The 24668-nt window shown below is 49.2% G+C and carries 23 protein-coding genes and 1 pseudogene; 21 read left to right on the top strand and 3 right to left on the bottom strand.

Annotated elements, in window-relative coordinates; all coding sequences use genetic code 11:
* The first annotated feature begins 9 nt into the window (after positions 1–9).
* From secG to KPC83_RS04950, 6 genes are all read left to right on the top strand, one after another.
* Complete coding sequence (gene secG, locus KPC83_RS04975) at positions 10–264, top strand: preprotein translocase subunit SecG (RefSeq protein WP_216278163.1); 255 nt, start codon at positions 10–12, stop codon at positions 262–264.
* A gap of 364 nt (positions 265–628) precedes the next feature.
* Entirely contained in the window at positions 629–2305 is a 1677-nt protein-coding gene (locus KPC83_RS04970; RefSeq protein WP_216278162.1) for an ABC transporter substrate-binding protein, read from the top strand.
* Positions 2306–2421: 116 nt separating this feature from the next.
* Positions 2422–3438: an ABC transporter permease gene (locus KPC83_RS04965; RefSeq protein ID WP_216278161.1), complete on the top strand. Its 1017-nt coding sequence runs from the start codon at positions 2422–2424 to the stop codon at positions 3436–3438.
* Positions 3439–3463: 25 nt separating this feature from the next.
* Positions 3464–4399: an ABC transporter permease gene (locus KPC83_RS04960; protein WP_216279270.1), complete on the top strand. Its 936-nt coding sequence runs from the start codon at positions 3464–3466 to the stop codon at positions 4397–4399.
* A gap of 5 nt (positions 4400–4404) precedes the next feature.
* A complete protein-coding gene (locus KPC83_RS04955; protein WP_216278160.1) occupies positions 4405–5535 on the top strand; it encodes an ABC transporter ATP-binding protein in 1131 nt (376 codons plus the stop codon).
* A gap of 5 nt (positions 5536–5540) precedes the next feature.
* The gene (locus tag KPC83_RS04950) at positions 5541–6566 is read left to right on the top strand and encodes an ABC transporter ATP-binding protein (RefSeq protein ID WP_216278159.1); all 1026 of its coding nucleotides are present in this window, start codon (positions 5541–5543) and stop codon (positions 6564–6566) included.
* Between the two features lie 546 nt (positions 6567–7112).
* On the opposite strand, the gene KPC83_RS04945 is transcribed toward KPC83_RS04950, so the two are convergent.
* Entirely contained in the window at positions 7113–7826 is a 714-nt protein-coding gene (locus tag KPC83_RS04945) for a M48 family metallopeptidase (RefSeq protein WP_216278158.1), read from the bottom strand.
* 104 nt (positions 7827–7930) lie between these two features.
* Between KPC83_RS04945 and KPC83_RS04940 the strand changes: the two genes are divergently transcribed.
* From KPC83_RS04940 to KPC83_RS04925, 4 genes and pseudogenes are all read left to right on the top strand, one after another.
* Positions 7931–8359 (top strand): peptidylprolyl isomerase, encoded by a 429-nt coding sequence (locus KPC83_RS04940; RefSeq protein WP_216278157.1) that lies wholly within the window; start codon positions 7931–7933, stop codon positions 8357–8359.
* A 269-nt stretch (positions 8360–8628) separates the two neighbouring features.
* A pseudogene (locus KPC83_RS04935) lies at positions 8629–8937 on the top strand (ArsR/SmtB family transcription factor); the annotation flags it as partial.
* A gap of 160 nt (positions 8938–9097) precedes the next feature.
* Positions 9098–9316, top strand: a complete 219-nt coding sequence (locus KPC83_RS04930; RefSeq protein ID WP_216278155.1) for a cation transporter — start codon at positions 9098–9100, stop codon at positions 9314–9316.
* 126 nt (positions 9317–9442) lie between these two features.
* On the top strand, positions 9443–11386 hold the full coding sequence (locus tag KPC83_RS04925; protein ID WP_253200877.1) for a heavy metal translocating P-type ATPase: 1944 nt from the start codon (positions 9443–9445) through the stop codon (positions 11384–11386).
* Positions 11387–11426: 40 nt separating this feature from the next.
* On the opposite strand, the gene KPC83_RS04920 is transcribed toward KPC83_RS04925, so the two are convergent.
* Positions 11427–12398, bottom strand: a complete 972-nt coding sequence (locus KPC83_RS04920; RefSeq protein ID WP_216278153.1) for a 3'-5' exonuclease — start codon at positions 12396–12398, stop codon at positions 11427–11429.
* A 161-nt stretch (positions 12399–12559) separates the two neighbouring features.
* On the opposite strand from KPC83_RS04920, the gene KPC83_RS04915 reads away from it, so the two are divergent.
* Positions 12560–13150, top strand: a complete 591-nt coding sequence (locus tag KPC83_RS04915) for a histidine phosphatase family protein (RefSeq protein WP_216278152.1) — start codon at positions 12560–12562, stop codon at positions 13148–13150.
* On the opposite strand, the gene KPC83_RS04910 is transcribed toward KPC83_RS04915, so the two are convergent.
* Positions 13095–14726, bottom strand: coding sequence for a CdaR family transcriptional regulator (locus tag KPC83_RS04910; protein WP_216278151.1), 1632 nt, complete (start codon positions 14724–14726; stop codon positions 13095–13097). The genes KPC83_RS04915 and KPC83_RS04910 overlap by 56 nt on opposite strands.
* Before the next feature lie 218 nt (positions 14727–14944).
* Here KPC83_RS04910 and KPC83_RS04905 point away from each other — a divergent pair, with 218 nt between their 5' ends.
* From KPC83_RS04905 to KPC83_RS04860, 10 genes are all read left to right on the top strand, one after another.
* Complete coding sequence (locus KPC83_RS04905; protein WP_216278150.1) at positions 14945–16738, top strand: CocE/NonD family hydrolase; 1794 nt, start codon at positions 14945–14947, stop codon at positions 16736–16738.
* Positions 16739–16789: 51 nt separating this feature from the next.
* On the top strand, positions 16790–17041 hold the full coding sequence (locus KPC83_RS04900) for an acyl carrier protein (protein ID WP_216278149.1): 252 nt from the start codon (positions 16790–16792) through the stop codon (positions 17039–17041).
* 46 nt (positions 17042–17087) lie between these two features.
* A complete protein-coding gene (locus tag KPC83_RS04895) occupies positions 17088–18086 on the top strand; it encodes a phosphate acyltransferase (RefSeq protein WP_216278148.1) in 999 nt (332 codons plus the stop codon).
* A 27-nt stretch (positions 18087–18113) separates the two neighbouring features.
* Positions 18114–18530 (top strand): ABC transporter ATPase, encoded by a 417-nt coding sequence (locus tag KPC83_RS04890; RefSeq protein WP_216278147.1) that lies wholly within the window; start codon positions 18114–18116, stop codon positions 18528–18530.
* A gap of 89 nt (positions 18531–18619) precedes the next feature.
* Positions 18620–19045, top strand: coding sequence for a hypothetical protein (locus KPC83_RS04885; RefSeq protein WP_216278146.1), 426 nt, complete (start codon positions 18620–18622; stop codon positions 19043–19045).
* A gap of 104 nt (positions 19046–19149) precedes the next feature.
* The gene (gene buk, locus KPC83_RS04880) at positions 19150–20268 is read left to right on the top strand and encodes a butyrate kinase (RefSeq protein ID WP_216278145.1); all 1119 of its coding nucleotides are present in this window, start codon (positions 19150–19152) and stop codon (positions 20266–20268) included.
* A 109-nt stretch (positions 20269–20377) separates the two neighbouring features.
* The gene (locus KPC83_RS04875) at positions 20378–21691 is read left to right on the top strand and encodes an MFS transporter (protein WP_216278144.1); all 1314 of its coding nucleotides are present in this window, start codon (positions 20378–20380) and stop codon (positions 21689–21691) included.
* Positions 21692–21724: 33 nt separating this feature from the next.
* Positions 21725–22171, top strand: coding sequence for a holo-ACP synthase (locus KPC83_RS04870; RefSeq protein WP_216278143.1), 447 nt, complete (start codon positions 21725–21727; stop codon positions 22169–22171).
* A 111-nt stretch (positions 22172–22282) separates the two neighbouring features.
* On the top strand, positions 22283–23368 hold the full coding sequence (gene serC / locus KPC83_RS04865; RefSeq protein WP_216278142.1) for a 3-phosphoserine/phosphohydroxythreonine transaminase: 1086 nt from the start codon (positions 22283–22285) through the stop codon (positions 23366–23368).
* A 99-nt stretch (positions 23369–23467) separates the two neighbouring features.
* Positions 23468–24631: a phosphoglycerate dehydrogenase gene (locus tag KPC83_RS04860; RefSeq protein ID WP_216278141.1), complete on the top strand. Its 1164-nt coding sequence runs from the start codon at positions 23468–23470 to the stop codon at positions 24629–24631.
* Positions 24632–24668: the final 37 nt, after the last annotated feature.

Genomic DNA, 24668 nt, shown 5'->3' with positions numbered 1-24668 from the left:
GGAGTCTTTGTGGGTCCCTTCCAGTATGTCATCTTTGTTGTATGGGCATTTTCAACGCTTTCGCTTATTGCGCTTGTGCTCATGCACTCCGGTAAAGGTACCGGCGTCTCAGATATGATTGCAAGCTCTCTGTATAACGCAAGCGCTGCAACAGGTGTTATGGAGCAAAACCTCGACAAGATTACTATTATCATGTCGGTGGTCTTTGGCGTATGCGTGTTGCTATGCATGTTCTTCTTCCCGCAAGGAATTGTGGGCATTTAAGCACGTCTAACTTGCATATACGCACTCGTTGCATACCTATGTGGTTACCAAAAGCCGGGGTCAGACTCCGGCTTTTGTTGTTAGAGTCTTGTTAGCTATGTTTCAAGACCATTACAAGCACCCTGTAGCCCCTGCCCAACATACGTTCACGTCATAGTTGACCTGCATATTTGAGAAGTTTTATAGAAAAAATTGCGTACAAATAAATTACTGGGGCTCTACCTGCCTAAAGTAGGCTATGGTAGACAGAACGCAAACGTCGGGTCACCGTATCCAGCCTCGGGGTCTTTGACGTGCGTTGCGGGCACCTAGATGCTCAGTTAAGCATCTTTGCTCGTTCGGTTTTCTCATAAAGGAGGATGGCATGGCTGAAACCAAGGTAACGCGCCGCGCGTTTGTTGGTGGTTCGCTCGCAACGGGCGTACTTGCAACACTCGCAGCTTGTGGCAAGAAGTCCGATGGGGGAGCTGCTGGTAGCGCTGCTGCAGCAGCGGGTGCAACGTTCACCATGAACCTCAACACCCCTAAGAGCATTGACCCGTACAATGCGCAGGAAGATCAGGGAATTCAGGTTGACTATCAGCTTTTTGATCCACTGACCGAGTTTGATTATAATAAGAATGAGCTCGTGGGATTAGCTGCTAAGAGCTGGGATGTTAACGAAACCGCTACTGAGTTTACGTTCCACTTAGTTGAGGGTGCTAAGTTCCACAACGGTGAGCCTGTTAACGCTGAGTCATTTAAGCGTGCTTGGACCCGTATAGTAGACCCCAAATCTGCCATTGCTCTTAAGTTTGGCCCCAGCGAAATTGGCTATCACCTCTCGATGGTTGATGGCTATGACGCTCTGCAGAAGGGTGAATCTAAGGAGTTCACTGGTGTTGTAGCTAAAGACGACAACACGCTTGTTGTTAAGCTGAACATGCCTTATGGCGACTTCCCTTATGTAGTAAGCCATATCGCTCTGTCTCCTGTACCTAAGGTTGCAGATACTGAGGTTGAAACCTACTACTATGCTCCTGTGGGCAACGGTCCTTTCAAGATGGACGGCAAGTGGGAGGATGGCCAGTACATCCACCTGATGCGCAACGACGATTACTATGGCTCAAAGGCAAAGATTTCTGCCATTCACTTTAACCTCTTTAAGGATGTTGAGACAGCATTTAAGGAGTTCCAGGCAGGAAACCTTGATCTTGTTGATGTTCCTGTTCCGCAGATTGAGAGCACTAAGAAAGACCGTGGTGTTTCCAAAGATGGTTACAACATGTCTGATGGTCAGCGTATGCTGATGGGTGCACAGCCTGCAACCTATTATCTCCTGCTCAATGTAACTAAGGCGCCGTTTAATAATGCCGATTTGCGTCGCGGTGTTTCTTTGGCAATTAACCGCGCCGCTATTACCGATACCATCTTTAAGGGTTCACGTACCCCTGCTGGCGGATTGATTCCTCCAGGAATTGATGGTTATCGTGAGGGCGCATGGCCATATGCAAAATATGACGTTGCTAAGGCAAATGAGTACCTCGATAAGGTTGCTCCTATGAATGGTGACTCACGTGGCATCAACTTGACTCTTTCATACAACCAAGATGGTGGTCATAAAGAGATTATGGAGTCAATCATTGGTGACCTTGCCAAGGTAGGCGTTACTGTTACCTCTGATACTCCAGACTGGACAGCATTGCTAACGCAGTACCAAGAGGGCAACTTTGAGTTTGGCCGTCTTGGCTGGACTGCAGACTATCCAATTATGGATAACTTCCTGTATCCGCTGCTGCACACTGACTCACTTGAGGGTGACAACCGTTCTGGTTATAGCAACCCTGAGTTTGATAAGATGGTTAATGAGGCTCGTACTACCATTGATGCTGCTGAGCGTATTAAGAAGATGCAGGCAGCAGATGATATGGCTGGCGAGGATAGCCCAGTTATTCCTATCATGTACTACTGTGCACTCTATGCCGGCTCTGATCGTGTAAAGAAGCTGTACTGCAATCCGCAGAAGCAAATTGACATGAGCAGTATTGAGCTGAGCGCATAGTTTCGGCAGATTTAGCAGATACCGTAAAAGTCGGTTATACTGTTTTTCGCAGAAACGGGATGTCTGCATTCAGCAGGCATCCCGTTTGGGTTGTATTCCTACGACAGGGGAGTGGCATGGGAAGGTATATCCTCAAGCGTATACTCCAGTTCATTCCGGTATTTTTGGGCGTAACGCTCATACTTTTTGCATTGCAAAATATCGTACCGGGTGATCCAATTAAACTCATAGCAGGAGAGAAATCGGTTCCTCCTGAGATTGAGTTGCAGTTGCGCGTTGCACATCACTTAGTGCAGGTTGATGATGCCGGTAAGCCAATTTTGGATGAGCAGGGCAAACCCATACCAACTGGATTGTGGGAACGTTACAGCTCATACATGGTGAAACTGATTCAGGGCGATTTAGGAAACTCGTATCAGCGCAAGATTCCGGTTACTCAGTTGTTTGCTTCAAAATATCCCTATACTGTTATGCTGGCGCTTTGTGCAATTGTGCTTGAGGCAGTTATGGGTATTGGTGCTGGTATTATCTCTGCGGTTAAACGATACTCGTTCTGGGATATTCTCGTTACCCTCTCCACGTCTACCTTGGTTGCGGTGCCAGCGTTTTGGCTTGGTATGATTTTGCAGCTTAGCTTTGGTGTATATCTCAAAGTTTTGCCACTATCAGGCGCAGGTGGCGCTGCCTCGCAATACCAAGACTGGATGCACTATATCTTGCCAAGTATCACACTGGCCTCGGTGTCTACCGCCTATGCAGCGCGTATTATGCGCTCGCAACTTCTGGATGTCTTAAATCAAGACTATATTCGCACGGCCAAGGCAAAAGGCCTCTCTAATCGCGCCATTATTATCAAGCATGCGCTCAAAAATGCCTTGATTCCCGTTGTTACCTATATTGGTGTTGACTTTGGCGCTATGTTATCGGGTGCTATTCTCACCGAGACCGTCTTTAACTGGCCTGGTGTTGGCTATGAGATTTATCGTGCTATCTCTATGCGCGACTGGCCTGTTGTTATGGGCGGCGTCACCATCGTTGTTGTGGTGGTTATGGTAGTAAATCTCTTGGTTGATGTAAGTTACGCCTTCTTGGATCCGCGTATTCGCTATGACGGCTCCAATAATTCAAATTAGGGCTCGGAGGTAGAACATGAATGACATGCAGGGTACGAGCCCTGATAAAACAGCTGAGCAACAAGCGGCTGGGGCTCCCGTGTCGGCAAAGCCTAACCGTACGCTGTGGGGAGATGCTTTTAAGCGTATTCGCCGCAATAAACTTGCCATAATTTCTATTGCTTGGATATTGTTTATTGTTGTGGTTTCTTTAACGGCAGATTTTTGGGCACAACAGTGGCTCGGCTCGCCAATCGCTTCAGATTCAGAAACCATTGCACAAACCTCACTTGTTGCGCCAAGTCTTGAGCATCCGTTTGGTACCGACTTGCTAGGTCGCGATATTTTGGTGCGCGTCATCTATGGTGCGCGTGTGTCGCTGCAGGTTGGAATTATGGCTACGGCCATCTCAACCGCTATTGGTTTGGTTTTGGGTGCGCTTGCGGGCTTTTATGGCGGCATTTGGGATACCATTATCATGCGCTCTGCTGATATTTTCCTCGCGTTTCCCTACGTTTTGTTTGTTGTGTCGCTCATTTCTGTTATTGGCCGCTCGCTCACAAACGTATTTATCGCGATTGGTATTTTGGGCTGGCCATCAATTGCGCGTGTGTTTAGGTCGGCTATTCTTACCGTTAAAGAGAATGATTACGTAGATGCAGCCCGTGCTATGGGTGCCTCTGACGCTCGTATTGTTACGCGCCATATCTTCCCCAACTCAGTAGCTTCTATTGTGGTTTATGCCACGATGAACATCGGTGGTGCAATTCTTACTGAGAGCGCTCTGTCCTTCCTTGGTATGGGTGTTGTCCCGCCAACTCCTTCGTGGGGAATAATGATTCAAGATGGTCAGCAGCATATTATGGATGCCCCTTGGCTCATGATTATGCCTGGTCTGGCAATTCTTTCGACCGTGCTGGCCTTTACGCTGCTGGGCGATGGCTTGCGCGACGCTCTTGATGTCAAAATGAAGGATGCGTAATAGCCATGGCAAAGAAAAAGACAAGCTACGTTGATTTGAAAACTCTTCCCGTACCTGAGGGACAGCATCTCTTAGAGGTTGATGACCTCAAGATGTATTTTCACACGCAAGACGGTGTTGTGCATGCGGTTGATGGTGTGAGCTATACGCTTGACCGTGGTGAGACACTGGGCGTTGTGGGTGAGTCTGGCTCTGGTAAGTCTGTTACCGCGATGACCATCATGGGTCTTATCCCAATGCCTCCCGGACGGGTTGAGGGCGGACGTGTAAGTTATCGTGGACATGATTTGCTCAATATGAGTGAAGAAGAGATGCAGCACGTTCGTGGTAACGATATTGCAATGATTTTCCAAGACCCCATGACTTCGCTGAACCCTGTCTATAAGGTTGGCAAGCAGGTTGGCGAGGGATTGCGCCTGCATCGCGGTTACTCAAAAGAAGAGGCGCATAAGGCCGCGGTAGAACTCCTTGATTTGGTTGGTATTCCTGAGCCCGAGAAGCGTGCAAACGAGTATCCGCATCAGTTCTCAGGCGGCATGCGTCAGCGCGTTATGATTGCTATGGCGCTTGCCTGCGATCCTGATATTTTGATTGCAGACGAACCTACCACGGCACTTGACGTAACCATTCAGGCTCAGATTATTGAGCTCATGCAGGAGATGCAGCAGAAAAACGGTAACGCCATTGTTATGATTACGCATGACTTGGGCGTTGTTGCCGATATGGCCGACAAAATTATGGTCATGTATGCTGGTCATCCGGTTGAGTTTGGCACGGCAGATGAGATTTTCTACCAGAGCCGTCATCCCTATACGTGGGGTTTGATTCGCTCAATTCCAGAGCAGGCAATGGACGAAAAGAAGCCCTTAACCCCCATTCAGGGCAATCCGCCTTCCCTTGTCAATTTGCCCACAGGTTGTGCCTTTGCCCCGCGCTGTCCTTATGCAACTGAGCTGTGCCACCGCGAGCGTCCTCAAAAGGTAAGCTTTGAGAGTGGGCACTACGCAGCGTGTCACTATGCAGCTGATGCTGAGTTTGCGCGGAATGCTCCTGATACATCACGTTCTCGCGGCACGATTGCAACAGGAGAACCGCAGATGTCCACACCGTCTCATACGCAGGAAGTTGAGGCATAAGACCTATGGCAGATACTACAAAAGAACCCCTGCTGAAGGTTGAGCACCTCTCAAAAGAGTTTGTTGCTGGCTCTGGTGTCTTTAGCAGCTATTTTTCTAAGAGTGTTGTTTCGGCAGTACACGACGTCTCGTTTGAGATTTATCCAGGTGAGACCTTTGGTCTGGTAGGCGAGTCGGGTTGCGGCAAGTCAACAACCGGTCGCACGATTATGCGCCTCAACAAGCCCACCTCTGGCCATGTCTTTTTTGAGGGTCGCGATGTTGCTGCCATGAACAGCAAAGAGCTTAAAGCTATGCGCCGGGACATGCAGTTTATTTTCCAAGACCCCTATGCAAGTCTGAACCCGCGCATGACCATTGGTGAGATTGTTTCTGAGCCTATGGTTATTCATAAGGTTGGCACGAAATCTGAACGCCTGGAGCGTGTGCGCGAGCTGCTTGATGTAGTGGGCTTAAACCCTGAGCATATCAATCGCTATCCGCATGAGTTTTCGGGTGGACAACGCCAGCGTATTGGTATTGCACGTGCCTTTGCGCTGCGTCCCAAGCTCATCATCTGTGACGAACCGGTTTCGGCTTTAGACGTGTCTATTCAGGCACAGGTTCTCAATCTGTTAAAAGAGCTTCAAGAGCGTTTTGGCACCGCGTATCTTTTTATTGCGCATGACCTTTCGGTTGTTCAGCATATTTCCGACCGTGTTGCCGTAATGTATCTAGGCAAGATGGTTGAGGTTTCCGACTGGAAGTCACTCTACGCTGAGCCTCACCACCCCTATACTCAGTCACTGTTGAGTGCGGTGCCTATTCCCGACCCGGATATTCAGCGTGAACGCCGCCGTATTATTTTGGCCGGTGACCCGCCTTCACCCATCAATCCGCCTTCGGGCTGCCGCTTCCATACGCGCTGTCCCATTGCACAGGCGGTTTGCTCTGAGAAGACCCCTGAGTTCAACGAGGTAAAACTAGGGCATCATTGTGCATGTCACTTTGCTGAGGCATTCCCAATTAAAGAAAGCCACATCAATCTCTAAGTGAGTATGCCTGTACAAACGGGGAGCTTGGTGTCTGTTTGCTTTTGCAGGTTACTTTTTGTACTTGCATGGGCGGAATACGTTTTTCATAAGTGCTCTTCTATGTGAAGGTTCTTGTGGAACACGTATTCCGTCCTTTTTGGAAGCGTGCCATTCTATGTTTGAGTAATGTATCGAGCAGCTCATACACTAAACTACGTCTATTATTACCGTCGCATAAATAAGTTACACCTGTCGCTTTGGCAAAAATGACGAAAAAGTACTCTGTATGACCCAGCGGGTTAATATTTGTTTTATAAAGCTGCAGGTAAATGGGCTGCGAGAAAAACAACAATTGTCTTTTTATACCAAACTAGTCAAAAATGACAGATTTTTGCGTCAAATTAGTCATTTTTGCCAAAGTGATAGATATTCATTCAAAACTCGTTCGGATACCTGATGCATAGCGCCTTTTAACAGTGCAAAAAGAGAGACAGTCTCCAGCGGTCGCATATTCTTTCTTGGTTGTGTTGCAACGTGCTTTTCACCACCAGCACTGTCTGACGTTCAAACTTCTGACGATACGTTTTCTGCAGCAAGGAGTATAGGGTCTCGTTTTAATATGGCCATAACCTCACGGTTGTTAGGGGCGTAGCAATCAAGCAGCATGTGAAAGCGCTTTGTATGCCCCCGTTCAATCAGATGCACCAACTCATGGGCTACAACAACGCGCAGGCACTCAGGAGGATAGGCAGCCAAGCGAGCATTGATGCGTATGCGTGCAGAAGCCGGTGTGCACGAGCCCCAGCGGCTTTTCATGCTGCGCACGCTCCAGTGTGCGGCATGAACATGCATTGTAGCTTCAAGTTCCTCGACAAGTGGGAGAAGTGCCCGCTCTGTTTCAAGGTGATAGACATCTATGCAAAGCTTCTCAAGCTTTAGGTGTTCATGCCCATTACACCTCATTGAACTGAGCTGTTCATAGTGCTTCAAAAGCTCTGCTGCAGATAAAAGCCTTCCCCACAGGGGAAACATGTTTGCATATGCTAGTCGTTTGTTATGTTGTTCTGCAAAGAGAACTGCTTTTGTAGCAACCCACATGCGATGACGTTCCAAAAACTCAGCTATTTGCGCTGAGGATAAGCGACTAGGAACACTTGCGGTGAAGCGACCATCACGGGTGAGACGTAAGGTGCAATTCTTTACATGCTTCGGATGAACCTCAATGGTACAGGACTGTCCGTCAGGCAGTACGAGTTTATAGTCATACGGGGTTTTCATACTGCGGCTGTCCCTTTCATGCATTTGATTTGTAACGCCTGCATAGTCATGTCCATCAACTATAGTTGACGCCTGTCTATGTATCGCGTTGAAAGTGAGTAATTATGTCAAATCAAGGCAAGCGAGTTCGTACCCATTATCGGGGAACCTTAGTTGACGGTACACAATTTGATAGTTCATATGATCGCGGCGAGCCACTTGAGTTTGTCTGTGGTGCTGGTCAGATGATTCAGGGTTTTGATGCTGCGGTAGAGAACATGAGTCTAGGCGAGTCTCGTCGCGTTCAAATTCCTGCCAATCAGGCATATGGTGAGTACCGTGATGATTTATTGCTGCAATTTCCAGCGGAGCGCGTCCCGAATTTTGCTGACATTACGGTGGGAGATAAGCTCTATTTAACCGGTCCTGGCGGACAGCCAATGCCGGTTACGGTGACTGAGAAAACGCTCGACAGTTTAACGCTCGATGCCAATCATGAACTTGCAGGCAAAGATTTAATCTTTGAAATTGAGCTTGTGAGTATTGAGGACTAACAACGAAGGCGTCGCAGATTAACTGCAGAAATCCCCGTAGGTAGGTTTACATGACGAACAGCGCTCGTAGGAGCGTTGTTCGCGTGCTAGCATAACCACTCAAGCTTTGGGAACATCACAAAGCATGCGGGTGTTTTGCGTGCCCTTGACATATGAATAGACGTTCATATAATCAAATATATATTATATGAGTGATTGTTCATATGAGGGGAGTGCTCATGATGCATGCCAAAGACGTACAAGTCTCAAACAACTCACCGGATAAGCTTATGCATCAGCCTGCGGGCAACAAAGCGCTGCCTGCCGAGGAAATCCTCTATGACTTGGCAGATTTGTTCCGCATGTTTTCAGATACCACACGCATAAAACTGCTCTATGCGCTTATGTCGTGTGAGCGTTCGGTGAGTGACCTTGCAGAGGTTACAGGTTCATCTCAGAGCGCGGTGTCCCATCAGCTGCGCACGCTTCGTCAGGCTCATTTGGTGCGCTACCGACGCGAGGGTCGCAATATTTTGTATTCACTCGCTGACGGGCACGTTGCAACTATTTTGGACCAAGGCATGAGCCATGTGTTAGAACCGCATGCTAATCGCGCGTCTGCTGCCGATTTTCTAGCACGTGATACATTGCAAGCTTTGCCGTATGCACATGTATCAGCTCAGGCAACACAAAGCTTGATGCATGCGTCGTAGCCCAAGCTATGAGCTAAAGGTGTCATTTTTATCAAAGGAGTGAACTATGCGAAAGACCTATAAACTCGATGAAATTGATTGCGCAAACTGTGCACAAAAACTCGAAGACAATCTTTCTGAGGTGTCTGGTGTTATGTCGGTTAAGGTTAATTTTTTTACGCAAAAGCTAACGCTTGAGGCAGAGGACGCTCAGTTTGATGAGGTGCTTGACCGAGTTATCGAGCGTGTTGAAGACCTTGAGCCCGATTGCGCCGTACTGGTATAGGTGTCCAGCGCAGGCTGATATAGGGCGTACACGCCACATCCTCATACATGCAGAAATGTTCATATACACATTTCGTAGCTAGAGCAGCTCCATCAGGTGGAAAAGAGTAGAACGGAGAACATGAGCATGGCAACACCTCGTCGTAAAAAACGTCGTCGTCGCGAAACCTTGGCGCACCGCGTTCGTCGTATTGGCATAGCGCTTGTGATATTTGCTGTTGTTCTCGCACTTGATGAAACAGGCTATCTTAAGACTCTCGTGCCAACTCCCGCCGAGTTATACGTTCGTTTTGCGCTCTATCTCATTCCGTATGGCATTGCTGGCCATGATGTACTCACGCGTGCTGTTCGCAATATTGCCCGCGGTGAGGTCTTTGATGAAAACTTCCTCATGACCATAGCAACGCTTGGGTCGTTTGCAATGATTTGTTTTCCGCATACTGACCCACACATGGCAGAAGGCGCGGCGGTTATGCTGTTTTATCAGGTGGGGGAGATTTTTCAGTCCTATGCCGTTGGAAAGAGCCGTACATCAATTGCCGCTATGATGGATATTGCTCCTGAGTATGCCAACCTCATACAGGGTGCTGATATTCATGAGGTAGACCCTGATGAGGTTAGTGTGGGCAGCACCATTCTTATCAAGCCGGGCGAGCGCGTTCCGCTTGATGGTGTTGTTATAGATGGAGAGTCACAGCTTAACACCGCAGCGCTTACAGGTGAATCGGTGCCACGCGTAGTTGGTCCGGGGAGCCAGATTATTTCGGGCTGTATAAACATGACGGGCGTCTTGCGTGTAAGCACCACAAAGCCCTATGAAGCCTCAACGGTGAGCAGGATTCTTGAGTTGGTTGAGCATGCGAGCGAAAAAAAGGCACATACCGAGCGTTTTATTACGCGCTTTGCACGCCTATACACCCCGATAGTTTGCTGCGCTGCACTTGCGCTTGCAATACTTCCGCCCCTTTTGGGCATGGGCGCTTGGAGTACGTGGTTGCTGCGCGGGCTTACCTTCTTGGTGGTGAGCTGCCCTTGCGCACTTGTTATTAGCGTGCCACTGTCCTTCTTTGGCGGCGTTGGCGGTGCTTCAAAGCTGGGCATTTTGATTAAAGGTGCTAACTACCTAGAGACCCTTGCCGATGTTGATACTGTTGTTTTTGACAAAACCGGAACACTGACCAATGGTAGTTTTCATGTAGTGGCAATTCATCCGGAAGAGGGTATTGACCAAGATTATCTACTCTCGCTTGCTGCGCATGCTGAGGCATACTCTGAGCACCCTATTGCGCTTTCTATTTTGGCGGCTTATAGCGGTGTGATTGATACCGAGCGTTTGTGCGAGGTTCAGGAGCTGAGCGGTCATGGGGTTATGGCGCAAATTGATGAGCATGTGGTTGTCGTGGGCAACGACAAACTTATGAGCGAGCAAGGACGAGACTATCATCAATGCACCCTTACCGGCACGGTGCTCCATGTAAGTCTTGATGAGCGCTACATTGGCCATATGGTTATCGCTGATGTCATTAAGGAACATGCTGCCGCCGCACTTGATGGCTTGCGCGAGGCTGGCGTGGCAAGAACTGTTATGCTTTCAGGCGATCGGCAAGAAGTTGCAGCAGCGGTAGCTACGGAGCTAAAAATTGATGAGACGCACGCTCAGCTTTTGCCTGCGGATAAAGTGAGAATTGTTGAGCAGCTTCTTGATGAACAGTCTGACCGTGCAAAACTTGCCTTTGTGGGGGATGGCATTAACGATGCGCCTGTGCTCACCCGCGCCGATGTAGGTATTGCTATGGGGGCTATGGGGAGTGACGCAGCTATAGAAGCCGCCGACGTTGTCTTGATGGACGATAACCCGCTCAATATTGCTGCTGCTATTCGCCTGGCGCGCCGCACTATGCGAATTGTTTGGGAAAACATTGCCTTTGCCCTTGGCGTTAAGCTGCTTATCTTAGCGCTTGCAGCGGCGGGCATGGCAAGCATGTGGCTTGCGGTATTTGGCGATGTGGGTGTGGCGGTTCTGGCTATTTTGAATGCCATGAGAGCCATGCGCGCTCCGCGCACCACCTAGAGGTCTTGTTTTCCCGTTAAGACATGCTCTTTGCGCACATCTACTTTGCAAACATATTCTTGAGGTTCATTTCTGCCTGAACCGTCCGCAGCATAAGGTCGGTGTCATCAAGACCGAGGTGGCGTTCGGTGTCGTTAGCATCAAGGGTACCTCGGCGACGTGCCCAATTCTCAAGCGCAGCTGGTGCAGACTCACGCGGTAGACCCGCAACATCACCATCAAGCTTACGGCAGATGTCACGCGAGTCAATGACAGTAATCTTTCCTGCTTTTCGTGCCTCAGCGTAGCCTGCAAGATGCAGCATAAACCATGAGTCTTCAAATGCGGCGTTATGCGCCATGATGGGATACTTGGTCATGAGCTTAAGAAGGCGAGCCTGTAGTGCGCTGTCTTCACGGAAGGGAGTTGACCCTTCAATCATATCCCAGGTGATATGGTGAATTTTCTCCATGGGAACGCCACTTGTTTTATAAGGCTCCTCAGGAAGTCCGCAAAAGACAGCTTCACCGTCGCTTGGTGTTGCATCGCTTGTGAGCTGCATCAACTCCCAGCCTACATTAACAATATATCCGCGCTCAGGTGCTGTTCCTGTGGTCTCAATGTCAATGCCCAGCACGGTGCCCTTTATGGGTTTGCGAACATAAGCAACTGCATAAGCGTCGCGAGCACCTCTTACCTCTCGCTCAACACTTGCGGCGCTTCGACCTTGCATAGCCGCAATTCCTGCGCACAAATCTTTATCTGAAAGTGCACGCGCAAGCGCAATGCTTGGGGTATTGCGCAAGCGCGCCTCACCAATGGCATCACACACGCCACGATTGCGATCGGCGAGCTCACGCACCACATCAAAACTAAAGCTGGCTGGCTCAGCGCTAGCCCATTCATCGAGGAGCGCTCTCAGCGCCTCCTCGCCTTTCTGTCGCTCAGCCTCGATTGATTCATAGCCTGATGCAAAAATAAGCTCAGGAAAATAAAAGGCGTTTGCATATTCCAGCGCTTGATTGAGATTCATGAAGCGTCCTTCCAATTTAAAAAGCAGATATGAGTATCTGTATCCAACATGTTATGTGCTTCTACCTTAGCGCACCTTGCCCCCAAACATAGTGCTTCGCTTGCACAACTACACGAACTTACCTAAGCTAACATCTAAACATCGTTGTATGGAGAGCGCATATGAGTCAAACCTTATACATTGTTCGTCATGGGAAAACTCTCTTTAACGAGCGTCGCTTGATACAGGGCTGGGTTGATTCTCCTTTAACTGACCTAGGTCATGAACAGGCAAAACGCGTGGGTGCCTTTTGCCAGCAGCGCGGTATCAGCTTTGATTATGCGTACGCCTCAACACTTGCACGCACACATCAAACGCTTGAGCATATTACCGATATGCCCTTTGAGCGCGTTGCCGATTTGCGTGAATGGGGCTTTGGAAGCTTTGAGGCTGAGCGCGTGGAGCTGATGCCAGCCTACCCGTGGGGTAATTTCTTTGAGCCATATGGTGGCGAGCGGCAGGATAGGTTTCAGGAGCGGGTGATGGCAGCTCTTACGCGCATTATGGCGCGCCCCAATCATCAGCGTGTATTGGTGGTGAGCCATGGCTCAGTAAGCCGGATTATCCTTCATTGTGTTGCCCCTGAGACCTCTTTAGAGCTGCATGAGGTACCGGGCAATTGCTCGCTTGCAACCTATCATGTAGATGAGGGTCGCTTTAGTTTTGAGTCTTTGATTGAGCAGCAACAGATGCAGCAGGTGCTTGGCTGGTAGAGGCTTTTTCACGATAAGTAAGCGTGATACGTCCTTGCTGGCACGTGAGCTCAAGCCCAATAATAATCTGACAAATTACCTTGCCATCGCCCAGATTGACCTGCATGATTTCTTTTATTTGAGCGAGGCGATAGTAGAGGGTGTTTTTGTGGATAAAAAGCTGGTCGGCGGCGGTATCAACTTGCTGGTGAGCATCTAGGTAACAGGCAAGCGTTTGGGTGAGCTGCGTGCCATGTGTTTCATCATGGATAATTAAGCGCATGAGCGGGGGATACAAAAAGAATTCTGCATCAACGCTCGTGCTCATGCGAGATACAAAATCTGCAACGCGAAACCTGCTATACGGCCACACCAAAAGCTGAGGTTCACGCTGCAAACCAATTTCTATAGCACGCCGCAGCTCGCGTATTTTAACCGGAAGCTCTCGAATGTCGGTAAAGCTTGCCGAAATGCCTAGCCTCAGCCCCATGCGCTGTGCTAGCTCTGCAAGACCAGGCTGGTCTGCCGCACTTTCTTCATACCAGGTGTCATGGCTGGTCAAAAAAAGAATTGCGTCATCACGTATAACATAGAGGCTGTGTGGAATATAGCTTTGAAGTTGCTCAGCAAGCGGGCGCAGTCGCTCGGCAGGAAGCCAGTTTGCTCGCATATCAACCCCAACCACATGAAGATGGCGTTTAAGCTGGTAGCCATAAAATACTAAACGCCGCGCTATTTCATCAGGCTCAATGCTGATGGTTTTGTCCTCAAGCTGCTGAAATAGATGCGTGTAGTACAAGCCTTTGTTCAGCGTGTGGCTGTTTTGGCGCTGCATGGCAATACTTACAAGCTGCGCGATAACAGGAATAAGTGCAACGCGGCTCGGTCGAGCAGCTTCATTTTTGGTGAAGTAACTCACCGACCCCACGAGCACGTCATGATTAAACACTGAGGCATAGTGATTGGTATAGTGGTTTTGGTCCTCACCCGTCCAGCTAAAAATAGCAAGTTCGGTGGGTTTCCATGGGTTGACAAAGCCCCGTGCGCGCATGAGCGGAAGCGCATTTTCGGGAATCATTTGCTCTTCAGCATCTTTTTGACCAGCAAACATGGCAAGAAAGCTTTTTGAGCGCGCACGAAAAGCAAGCGATGTATCAAGAATTGATACAGGGCCTTCCAAAATTTCAGCTGCATCGTTTGCTATGCGCTCAAGGCTTGCGCCGTTATTTATAGCTGCGGTGAGTGCGAGCAGCATTTCGTGTTTGGCGGCAATGCGCTGAAACTCACTAACAAAGCATGTATAGGCATCAATCCAGCGCGTTCGGTCTGCAACACTACAGCTTTGCAGCTGAGTGGCGTGCGCGTGAGCGGAGGCGTGCTCGGTTAATACAAACCAGATATGATGCTTGCTACATGCGCTATCAACTTTTGCCATGTTGCGCTCTTCAATAAAGTAGATAAAACGCTCGCCATGTACTTGAATGTGCATGTGGGGAGTGTAGAGGTATACGCCTGCAATTTCGTACGCTAATGCCTGCTGAGAGAGATTGGTTTTTGGAATAAATTCCAATTGGTTTAACAGCTCTTGAAGGTTCATAATCGTTTCCAATCGCAATATTTTCTCAGGAAATTATAGCAAATCGTGCAATATATTCTGAGCCTCCGCTGAACATCTTTGCCTCATAGCTACCTTCGCAGCTCACTTCAATACAAATAATTAGAATTTTGTACAAAGACATATGTTTGCATTTCATCGACCATTAAATAAAGGATTTTGCCCAGAATATGGGGCACAGGTTGTGAAAGGAGCCACGTATGGCTGAGCCCAACCAAGGTATTACCAAAACAATACGCTTTGGTGATGAGGAGTTTGAGGTTCCCTTTGCTAAGGGTAACCCTGGTAAATCGCGTGAGGAGCTTGACGAGATTAAGCGCCGTTTGCGTGAGAGTGGTGACGGTGGCGATGGAGAGATGGTTGCGACCATGGGCTATTGCGCTCCGTATCAGCCGCATACCTATATGACAGAGCTTCCAGGTGTTATTTGTGAGCGCGACCAGGCATGTGTGCTCCGCGATGGAGTAACTATTTATTGCGATATTTATCGCCCGGCAAATACCACCGAAAAAGTGCCTGTTATTTGCGCCTTTGGTCCTTTTGGTAAAAATCCCAGTGAAGGTATGGATTCGTGGCAGTTGATGGGTGTTCCGCCTAAGACGGTATCTACCTATGCCAAGTTTGAGTCACCAGACCCGGGATATTGGTGCCGCCATGGCTATGCAGTTGCTAATGTTGACCCGCGCGGCGTGGGCAACTCTGAGGGTGATGTGTATTTGTGGGGTCACCAAGACGCTGAGGACGGTTACGACTTTATTGAGTGGGTTACCGCACAAGACTGGTGCAACGGTAAGGCCACCATGCTGGGTAACTCAGGTGTATGCATGAGCCACTGGCGCATTGCTGCTCAGCGTCCACCTCATCTTGCCTGCCTTGCTGCTTGGGAGGGCACCGGCGACCTCTACCGCGAAAGCTATTTCTGCGGAGGCATTCCCAATCCTGACTATGAGACACACATTATTCAGGCGCTTGCGGTTAACAACTACATTGAGGATACAACCGCAATGATTGCTAAGTATCCTTATATGAATGCCTATTACAAAGACAAGATTGTTGACTGGAATAAGATTCGTATCCCAACCTATGTAACAGCAGGCTGGGTGCATCATCACCTGCGCGGTGCTTTTGAGGGCTTCCGCCGTATTCGCTCACCTAAAAAGTGGATGCGTGCTCACCGCGATTTTGAGTGGCCTGATAGCTATAACCCAGAGAATCTTGAGGATTTGAAGCGATTCTTTGATCGCTATCTCAAGGACATCAATAACGGCTGGGAGTTTACGCCGCGTGTACGCATTGATGTTATGGATGCTTATGACTATGACTTTGCATCAAAGCGCGCTGAGGAAACCTTCCCCATTAAGCGCACGGAGTATCGCAAGATTTATCTTGATGCAAGCAATGGTGGCGCTTCAGCTGAGCCAGTTGCTACGCCTGCTGAGGTGGTTTATGACCCCAAGACAGATACGACAAGCTTTACCTATCAGTTCCAAGAGGATACCGAGATTACCGGCTTTATGAAGCTGCATCTTCATGTTGAATGCCGTGGTCACGACAATATGGATCTCTTCCCGTGGATTATCAAGCTCGACGCTGAGGGCAACTATGTGCCTCTGCGTGTTATGGGTGCTCCTTTCCGTGGCGCATGGGGCTTCCTTCGTTGCTCTCATCGCGAGCTTGATCCAAAACTTGCAACAGATTTTCAGCCGGTACATGCACACACTGGCGAGGAGCGCATGAAGCCAGGAGAGATTGTTCCGGTTGATATTGAGCTGTATCCACACTCACGCATCTGGCATAAGGGCGAGCAGCTATCAGTTGTTGTAGCTGGTCGTTTTATCAAGACTGAGTGGTTCCACGATAACGATATGAACCATGCAACCGACAACGGTGATGGTATGCATGTTATCCATACCGGTGGTGACTACGATTCGTACCTTCAGATTCCGGTTGTGCCGCCAAAATATCAGGTTGGTGATTATATCTATCGTGGCTAAGTGCGATGGATGGATATGTAGAGAACTCTTACTAATGCGAAAGGAACTATCATGAATGAGTTTCAAGAAGAAGTTGTAGACATCCTTAAGAACAAGGCAGCAGAAATTTTTGGTGTTGACGCAGCAACGCTTTCTGAGAAAACCTCGTTTGTCGATGACCTTCATGCCAAGTCAGTAAATATTGTTCAGTTTGCCTCGGCACTTGAGGACGAGTATGAGGTTGAGGTTCCGTATATGGAGCTCAACAAGATGGCAACCTTTGCCGATGCCGCTCAGTTTATTGATGACAAGCTGTCTATGTAGTTGTCAAAAGACGCGTTGATAGACATTGATTAGAGGGGCTATGGGTATGGATACCCTAATTGAGCAGTTGATTGCTGAGGCACAACAAGCACCTAAAAAGCGTGTTGCGCTACCAGAGTGCGAAGCTGAGAACACCTTGTTAGCAGCTCGAAAGATTGCAGACTTGGGCATTGCTATTCCGGTGCTGGTGAGTCCAGCCGATGTCGTTAGAGCGACGGCTGCCTCTGCAGGTGTTGATGTATCAGACCTTGAACTCATTGATACCACCGATGAGGCGGCAGCAGATGCGCTGGCCGCATCGTTTATGGAGGCTGCGCCGCGTCTGCTCTCGGCTAAGGGTTCTCGTCGCAAGATAAAAGACCCTATGCACTATGCGCTCATGCTTGAAGAGATGGGCAAGGTTGACGCAAGTTTTTGTGGACACACCAATACCACCGGTGATGTGCTCATGGCAGCATCTACCATGCTTGGATTAGCTGAGGGGGTTGATGTACCAAGCATTGTGGCATTGGTTACCACCCCTCATCTCGAAGGGCCAGAGGGAAACCTTATCGCGTTTACCGACTGCGGTCTTAATCCTGAGCCAACTGCTGCTGAGCTTGCTTCAATTGCCATTGCAGCAGCAGATAGTGTGCAGGCCATGATGGGCTGGACACCGCGCGTTGCTTTCTTGTCTTTCTCTAGCGTGGGGTCAGGAGCTGGCGCATCGGTTGACCGCGTGCAAGAGGCGGTTCAGCTTGTGCATGAGCGTCGCCCTGACATCTTTGCCGACGGAGAATTTCAGCTGGATACCGCATTAGATTCTGCTGTTGCTGCAAAGAAGCTCAACCGCGCAAGCGAGGTTGCTGGTAAGGCTAACGTGCTGGTATTCCCAGACCTTAATGCAGCAAATATTGCTGTCAAAATGATTCAGCGCTTTGCAGGTGGCTCGGCCTATGGTCATACGCTTTCTGGATTTAAGCGCCCCGTTGCCGATTCGTCGCGCGGTGCCACGGTAGATGAAATCGTCGGCGATATTGCCATGCTGGTGTTAGCAGCCCGCTAGATTGTTGACGCGAGAGAGGGGTTGCATATGACAAGGTGGAACACATCAACTCTAGTAATTGATTTAGTGCTTGCATGCATTATCAATACAACGGCGATGCTTGTTAGCGCAGCTCCGCTCTCTGTCTTATCTTGGGTTCCTGGTACGGCAAGTGCCTTTTGTATCAATGTTTTATTACAGCTCGTGCTGCCGGTACCGGCTTTTGCGGCGCGAATCACCGCTCCGCTTAAATCAGCTGTCGTGCAGCATCTAGCTGAGTTGTTTGTGGTTAATGCCTGTTATGTGAGTTGTATTTCGTTATCGATGGCATATCTAGCAACAGGGGGTGTGAATATCTTTGATTTCTGGTGGCAAAGCTATATCACCTTGCTGCTGGTTGGATATGTTGCAACTCTTGGCTGCGACGCAGCGGCGCAAAGGCTAGCTCACAAACATGAGGAGTAAGCAATACGGGCGGTATCCGTATTGATAGGTAAGACAAGCCCATAAGGTAGGGCTTGTCTTGTTTAATCGACTCGAGAGGGGAGTTGTATATGGTAAGGTGGAGTGCAGTAACGTTGGTAATCAATTTGGTGATTGCTTGCATCATCAATACCACAGCTATGCTAGTGAGCGGAACACCGATAAGCTTTATTCCTTGGTTTATGGGTACTTCAAGCGCCTTTTGTGTCAACGTTCTCATTCAGCTGGTAATTCCGGTGCCAGATCTTGCAAAGCGTGCAGCTCAGCCCTTGGGTGAGTCGATGCTGGCACATGCATTTGAGCTGTTGGTTACCGATTTAATCTACATGATTATTATGTCGGCAAGCATGACGGCGTTGGCAACGGGTGGCAATCACTTTGTTGAGGCATGGCTGGGAACCTTCCCAATTTTGATGGCTGTTAGCTATGTTACTGTGGTGGTTATTGATGTTGTTATGGGTGCGCTGATGCGCGCGCAGGCTCAAAAACAGCAATAAATATCCCATTTGCCGTATAGAGGTAAACGTATAGAGCCAAGATATGAGCACACCGTGCGATTGCTCGTGCGGTGTGCTGTGTTTAGCACGTGAAAGGAATTGATGTGACGCATACCATTTTGACGCTATCTCCTGGTTCAACTTCAACCAAGGTGGCAGTATTTCGAGATTCAGAGGCAGTTTTTCGTTGCAATATAACGCACCCAGCAGATGAGCTTGCAGCATTTGACTTTGCTGTTGACCAGTTTGATTATCGCTATCAAACCATTCTTACAACGCTTGAGGCGCAAGGTGTTGCTTTAGAAGACATCGATGCGTTCTCAGGCTATTGTGGCGCTATGGGTCCCACGGTGGGCGGCATTTTTGCAATTGACCAGAAGGTATGCAACCACGTGATGAATTCCGGTGTTAATCACCCGGCAGTTTTGGGTGCTCCATTGTTGTTTGCTCTCGCTCAGCTGCACGGCAAGCCTGCCTATGCAGTGAACCAGCCTGATACCGACGAGCTTGCCGATGTGGCGCGTATTACCGGCTATCCGGGGGTGTATCGCAAGAGCCACGTGCACTGCCTTAATCAAAAAGAGTGTGCCCTGCGCGCAGCTCAGGCACAAGGTAAGTCCTACGCGCAGGCAAATATCATTGTTGCTCATGTGGGCGGCGGTTTATCGGTTGCAGCGCATGAGCAGGGTCGTATGGTAGATGCTAATGATGTATTGGAAGGCTCGGGTCCTTTTGCTCCTAATCGTTCAGGCGATGTTCCGGCTAAGCCGCTGATTGATATGGCATTTGCGGGCAAGCTGTCTAAGCAAGATATGAGTGCGGTTGTGGGCAAGCGCGGGGGACTCCTTGGTCTTACGGGCACCGATGATACGCGTGAGCTTATTGCGCGCATTGAAGCGGGGGATAGCTGGGCTAAGCTGGTATATGAAGCTATGGCCTATCAGGTGGCAAAAGCCATTGGTGGCTTTGCGGCCGTACTTAAAGGTCAGGTTGACGCAATTGTGCTTACCGGCGGCGTGAGCCATGACCCTGGTTTTGTTGCTTATGTCCGTGAGCGCGTGGGTTGGATTGCTCCTCTTGAGGTCTATGCAGGTGACTTTGAGATGGATGCGTTGGCAAGCGGCGCTATTCGCGCCCTTGAGGGTGAAGAGGCCGTCATGCAATTTAGCGGTGAGCCTTCATGGGACGGTTTTGATATGCCGGGAGCTTTTGCAGCGTGCTAGCTGAATAGGGCTGCGATGAGTTGAGCGTGGTAGCTGTTTCGATAGCTGTTAGGCGCGCTCTGCTCATCCTGTGTGTTCGTACGTCAAAGTTAGAAATGAGATGAAACGAGTGAGTTCTCAGGTGCAGGCATCTTCTGCTGGTAAGCCACGCTTTCACTATGCCTATATTATTGTGCTAACTGGCATTATTATGACCGGGGTTCCTTGTGCGCTGGTATATTCTTGTGCGGGTATTTTCTTCACACCGGTAAGCGCCGCCTTCGGCGTTTCAAAAGCAGCATTTTCGCTGTACTTTAGCATCGCTAACATTGCTATGATGCTGTCGTTGCCTTTTGCTGGGCGTTTAATGAGCCATGGAAATATTCGCGTGGTGTTAAGTGTGGCATGCGCCTTATGTGGAGTGGGGCTTATTGTATTTTCGCAGCTCCAAGAATTGTGGCAGTTCTACGTGGTAAGCGCCTTTATTGGTGCAGGCGTGGCTCCGCTGTTATATCTTGCAGTACCCACTCTTATTAACGCGTGGTGCGCGGAGCGTGTAGGCTTTTTTGTAGGTCTTTGCATGGCGTTTACCGGTATTGGTGGTGTGGTTTTTAATCCTCTAGGCTCAGCACTTATCGCTACCGGACCCGAAGGCTGGCGCCTAGCATATCTGGTCTTTGGTCTTATTATTTGTATTGGTGCTTTGCCCCTTATTGCATGCTTGGTACGTGCGCGCCCCGAAGAGCTTGGGCTCAACCGTTTAGGTGAGGCACCTGCAGCAGCTAGAGCGTCTGAGCAAACATCGGCTGGTAGCTCCACGTCACAAAGCTCAGAAGATGCGCCAGCGCCTGACAGTCATTCGAGCTTGTACAAAAGCCCTGCATTTCTTGCCTTGGCGTGCTTTTGTGGTCTTATTACGCTCAACCAGACGGTGTATCAGTTCTTACCCTCATACACGAGCTTTTTGGCCGATGGGGGCGTGGGCGCTGCTGCGGGCGTGAGCGGTATTGTTGCTGCTGCTTGTATGGCTGGACAGGCCTTTGGTAAGGTTGCGCTTGGTGGCTTGAGCGACCGCAGTATTGTGGGCAGCCTCTCGCTTGGCATTGGAGCTGGCATGGTGGGTGTACTGATTATGATGCTTGCTCCTGAGCTTCCCTTTGCACTCTTGGGCGGCTCTTTGCTGTTTGGTCTTGTGTATTCCTGCACAACGGTACAAACACCTCTTCTGACGCGCTCGGTGTTTGGAGGAGCTTCTTATACCGATGTGTATGCGCGTATTTCTATGGTGGGCTCTCTTATGGGGGCGGTAGCAGCAGTATTTTGGGCATGGATTTGTGAGCTTCCCCATGGCTATATTTGGATGTTTGTACTCAGCCTTGTGGTTATGGCAGCATGTTGGGTATTAGGCGTGTATGCTTTAAGGCGGCGTGTGCATACGGCATAGCGGCATGTACGCCCTTAGAAGCTTGAGTAGTATGTGGGTGTTGCTGACATGATTTTAGGCATTGGCATTGATTCGGTGAGTATATCCGACATCGATAAATATTGGTCGCGCTTTGAAGCACAAGACCTTGAGCGAGGTCTTGATGCGCTTAAGCTTGACCCATTTTTGAGTCGGACTTTTTCTGCTCGAGAGCTGAGTGATGCCTGTGCGCGTGGGCGACGGGGCAGTACCTATCTTGCCGGTCGGTTTGCGATTAAAGAGGCGGTATTTAAGGCGGTAGCTCCCCGTACACCAGCCGGTTTTGACCTGCGTGATGTGACAAGCTATGACCGCGCAAGTGGTGAGCCGGTATTTGAGGGAACAAAAGAACTACAAGCACTTCTGCACGACGTGGGTGTTGCAGAAGTGCTTCTCTCTCTAACGCATGAAGCCGATATGGCTATAGCGATGGCACTTGCTCAAGGCTTTGACACCCATTAGGCGCCCTCCAAATAATTACAGAGTGATGAACCACTAAACTTGCCGCTACAGCATCTGGCTCGTGTGCTAGAGTTTGGCTTTCTTAACGAGCATCTAAGCGGGAGGTTCGCCTTGCAACGCAAGCATATCTTTAATGCAGGACCTGCAGCATTGCCACAAGAAGTATTGAGAGAGGTTCAGGACAATCTTCTCAACTATGATGGTTCTGGTATGTCAATCCTGGAGATGAGCCACCGATCGCAAAGCTTTCAATCCATTATTGACGATGCTGAGGCAAGCCTTCGACGCCTACTTAAGATTCCGGCGCGCTATCGTGTGCTCTTTTTACAGGGTGGGGCAACGCTTCAATTTGCCGGTATTCCGCTCAATTTAATGAAAACAGGGCAGGCGGGCTACGTTATTTCAGGTAATTTTGCAAAAAAAGCCTGGCAAGAAGCGCAGAAATACGGCGAGGCACATGTTCTGGCAAGCACCGAGCAACTCAATTTTGCACAGCTTCCCACACTTGCCGATATTGAAGGCGCTGCAGCTCTTCAACCGCTTGACTACGTTTATATGTGTCTCAATAACACCATATTTGGCACGGCTTTTTATGAACTACCCTATCTGGGAAATACTCCGCTGGTAGCTGATGTATCAAGTTGTTTTTTGAGCGCTCCGTTTGATATTGAGCGCTTTGACTTATTGTATGCCGGCGCTCAAAAAAATGCTGGACCGGCAGGTGTGACCATTGTTATTGTGCGCGATGAGCTTATTGCAAAAGGCGCTGCACGTGCCGATATTTGTCCGAGCTATATGAACTATCACATTCAGGCGCAGCAAGGCTCGCTATACAATACGCCCAATACCTTTGGTATCTATGTGGCAGGTCTTGTCTTTCGCTGGATTGAACAGTTTGGTGGGCTTGAAGCTATAGCGGCGCATAATCGCGCTAAGGCCCGTGCACTGTATGACTTTTTGGATAGCTCACCGTGTTTTTATGGCACTGCAGAGAAAAACTCACGGTCTTGGATGAATGTGACGTTTCGGGCACAAGATGATGCGCTTGAAGCTGCGGTGCTAGCAGGCGCTGACGCTGCGGGTATCGTAGGCATTCGCGGACACCGGCTGGTGGGAGGCATGCGTGCGAGTTTGTATAATGCAGTGAGTATGGAGAGTGTTCAGGCGCTCATCAACTATCTAAAAAGTTTTGAGTAATTTCGGCGTTGATTTTTAATAAGAGCAGTTTCTTGCTGCTCAAAGTCCCGCGACATGCGGGGCGTTTAAGAAACTTACATCATGCTCAAGGAGGCAGTTATGCGCTATATCAAAACCATTGATGACATTACCAAAGACGGTGCAATTGAATTTGGCGATGGGTATGACTTTGTAGATGATGCTCATGAGGCCGATGCCATTCTTATGCGTTCAACCGATTTGCACGGTTATGAGTTGCCTGAGTCTATTCGAGCTATTGCACGCTGCGGAGCAGGTGTTAATAATATCCCCATTGCAGATTACGCACGTCAAGGCGTGGTGGTCTTTAATGCACCAGGCGCTAACGCTAATGCTGTAAAAGAGATAGTTATTGCTATGATGGTGCTTTCAAGCAGAGGTGTTGTTCAATCCATGAATTGGGTTCGCGAGCATGCACATGAGGCTGATATTTTTACACGTGCCGAAGCAGCAAAGAAAGCCTTTGTAGGACACGAGATTCGCGGTAAGCGCTTGGGCGTTGTGGGTCTTGGAAACGTTGGGTCTAAAGTGGCCAATGCAGCGGTTGATTTGGGTATGGATGTATATGGTTATGACCCCTTTATCTCTATCGAACATGCTTGGGCGCTCTCTCAGCAGGTGCAGCGCACCGGCACGCTTGAGGATTTGTGCCGTGACTGCGATTATCTAAGCCTGCATGTTCCGTCTAAAGCTGACACCATTCAGATGATTTCAACTGAGCAGCTAGAGCTTTTAGCGCCAAACGCTGTGCTTATTAACTTTGCCCGCGAAACTGTAGTTGATGAGGCAGCGGTTGCTAAAGCTCTTGAGACAGGCAAGCTTTCGTGGTTTGCTACTGACTTTGCCACTCCGGCAACGGTTGTAATGCCAAATACGTTTATTACAACGCATTCGGGGGCAGGTACGGTAGAAGCTGAGGCCAACTGTGCTGATATGGCCATCTCTGAGCTTAAAGATTATTTAGAGCATGGCAATATTGCTCATTCTGTTAACTATCCCGCTTGCTCTATGGGTAAGGCGCGCGCAGCAAGCCGTATTGCATGCTTGCATGCCAATGTGCCCAACATGATTGGTCAGATTACCGCTATTTTGGCTGGTGACAATGCAAACGTGCAGCGTATGGTAAACGAGAGTGCCGGAGAGAACGCTTATACCATGTTTGATACTGATGAGCATCTCAACGATTCAACCATTGAGGCACTCAAGCGTATTTCTGCAATGTATCGCGTGCGCGTCATTAAATAGGCTCTTGCATACGCCTTAGGTGTGACCTCTGGGTGTG

It is taken from the genome of Collinsella sp. zg1085, from assembly GCF_018889955.1.
GTDB lineage: Bacteria > Actinomycetota > Coriobacteriia > Coriobacteriales > Coriobacteriaceae > Collinsella.
Note: the sequence above shows the minus strand (reverse complement) of the source record. Positions and strands in the feature narration are given on the sequence as shown.

Excerpts from the sequence above, each read along its gene's own strand:
- KPC83_RS04920 (WP_216278153.1), bottom strand. The coding sequence starts at position 12,398 with ATGAATCTCAATCAAGCGCTGGAATATGCAAACGCCTTTTATTTTCCT.
- KPC83_RS04960 (WP_216279270.1), top strand. The coding sequence starts at position 3,464 with ATGCAGGGTACGAGCCCTGATAAAACAGCTGAGCAACAAGCGGCTGGG.
- KPC83_RS04940 (WP_216278157.1), top strand. The coding sequence starts at position 7,931 with ATGTCAAATCAAGGCAAGCGAGTTCGTACCCATTATCGGGGAACCTTA.
- KPC83_RS04890 (WP_216278147.1), top strand. The coding sequence starts at position 18,114 with ATGACAAGGTGGAACACATCAACTCTAGTAATTGATTTAGTGCTTGCA.
- KPC83_RS04860 (WP_216278141.1), top strand. The coding sequence starts at position 23,468 with ATGCGCTATATCAAAACCATTGATGACATTACCAAAGACGGTGCAATT.
- KPC83_RS04910 (WP_216278151.1), bottom strand. The coding sequence starts at position 14,726 with ATGAACCTTCAAGAGCTGTTAAACCAATTGGAATTTATTCCAAAAACC.
- KPC83_RS04905 (WP_216278150.1), top strand. The coding sequence starts at position 14,945 with ATGGCTGAGCCCAACCAAGGTATTACCAAAACAATACGCTTTGGTGAT.
- KPC83_RS04885 (WP_216278146.1), top strand. The coding sequence starts at position 18,620 with ATGGTAAGGTGGAGTGCAGTAACGTTGGTAATCAATTTGGTGATTGCT.
- KPC83_RS04925 (WP_253200877.1), top strand. The coding sequence starts at position 9,443 with ATGGCAACACCTCGTCGTAAAAAACGTCGTCGTCGCGAAACCTTGGCG.
- KPC83_RS04955 (WP_216278160.1), top strand. The coding sequence starts at position 4,405 with ATGGCAAAGAAAAAGACAAGCTACGTTGATTTGAAAACTCTTCCCGTA.
- KPC83_RS04950 (WP_216278159.1), top strand. The coding sequence starts at position 5,541 with ATGGCAGATACTACAAAAGAACCCCTGCTGAAGGTTGAGCACCTCTCA.
- KPC83_RS04900 (WP_216278149.1), top strand. The coding sequence starts at position 16,790 with ATGAATGAGTTTCAAGAAGAAGTTGTAGACATCCTTAAGAACAAGGCA.
- KPC83_RS04915 (WP_216278152.1), top strand. The coding sequence starts at position 12,560 with ATGAGTCAAACCTTATACATTGTTCGTCATGGGAAAACTCTCTTTAAC.
- KPC83_RS04895 (WP_216278148.1), top strand. The coding sequence starts at position 17,088 with ATGGATACCCTAATTGAGCAGTTGATTGCTGAGGCACAACAAGCACCT.
- KPC83_RS04930 (WP_216278155.1), top strand. The coding sequence starts at position 9,098 with ATGCGAAAGACCTATAAACTCGATGAAATTGATTGCGCAAACTGTGCA.
- KPC83_RS04970 (WP_216278162.1), top strand. The coding sequence starts at position 629 with ATGGCTGAAACCAAGGTAACGCGCCGCGCGTTTGTTGGTGGTTCGCTC.
- KPC83_RS04965 (WP_216278161.1), top strand. The coding sequence starts at position 2,422 with ATGGGAAGGTATATCCTCAAGCGTATACTCCAGTTCATTCCGGTATTT.
- KPC83_RS04945 (WP_216278158.1), bottom strand. The coding sequence starts at position 7,826 with ATGAAAACCCCGTATGACTATAAACTCGTACTGCCTGACGGACAGTCC.